Origin of the sequence: Rhodocista pekingensis (genome assembly GCF_042665545.1) — a bacterium.
Lineage (GTDB): Bacteria > Pseudomonadota > Alphaproteobacteria > Azospirillales > Azospirillaceae > Rhodocista > Rhodocista pekingensis.
This window is the reverse complement of the sequence record NZ_JBHTCM010000032.1, coordinates 1-909: the sequence shown is the minus strand read 5'-3', so window position 1 is coordinate 909 and position 909 is coordinate 1. Positions and strand designations below refer to the sequence as shown.

Here is a 909-nt window from a genome sequence, read left to right as displayed (position 1 = left end):
CGGTAGGAGAGAAGCAGTCGAGAATGTGGGCAATGGTGTCGGCTGTGGTTGGGACGGCTCTGGGCTCGGCGAGCTTGAGCAGGCTCTTCAGCTTGGCGAAGACCTGCTCGATCGGGTTGAGGTCGGGACTGTAGGGCGGCAGAAAGAACAGCTTTGCGCCGGCCGCGCGGATGGCCCGTCGCACCGCCTCACCCTTGTGGGAACCGAGATTGTCCATGACGACGAGGTCGCCGGGGCGCAGCGTCGGGACCAGCGCCTGCTCGACATAGGCCGTGAAGCTGCGGGCGTTGATCGGACCGCGGAACAGGCAGGGCGCCGCCAGCCGGTCATGGCGCAGCGCCGCCACGAAGGTCAGGGTCTTCCAGTGGCCGTGGGGCAGCTTGGCGACCAACCGCTGCCCACGCCGGCCCCAGCCGCGCGGGCGGGCCATGTTGGTCTTGGCCGAGGTCTCGTCGATGAAGACCAGGCGAGTGGGATCAACCCTCGTCTGGTATTTCTTCCACTGCGCGCGCCGCCGCGCCACGTCCGGCCGATCCTGCTCGCTGGCATGCACGGTTTTTTTTGAAGCTGATCCCCTCGCGCCGCAGGAAGCGCCACAGCGTGTCGCAGCTCACCACCACGCCGCGTGCCGCCAGCTCGGCCCGTACGCCGTGCAGGGTCAGGTTCATATCCTCCTCGACCCGACGCAGCAGCCAGTCGCGTTCAGGGGTCAGGATGTAGCGGCGGTGGCCACCGACCTTGCCGGGCGCGACAGTCCCGGTCGCGCGCTGGCGCTGCGACCACTTCACCACCGTGGCCACGCTCACCGAAAAGGTCGCGGCCACCGTTCGGCAGGTCTGGCCCAAGGCCACCGCCGCAACTACACGCTCGCGAAGATCGAGAGAGTAGGGTCGGGTCATGCTGTGCTGG

The 909-nt window shown here is 67.9% G+C and carries 1 protein-coding gene; it reads right to left on the bottom strand.

Annotated elements, in window-relative coordinates:
• Positions 1–899 (bottom strand): IS630 family transposase gene (locus ACFQPS_RS20075; protein ID WP_377361133.1). Its coding sequence is split into 2 segments (ribosomal slippage), with 898 coding nucleotides annotated over them: positions 1–562 and positions 564–899; the frame shifts between segments, so codons are not numbered across the junction. This gene is flagged as partial in the annotation.
• Between the last annotated feature and the right edge of the window lie 10 nt (positions 900–909).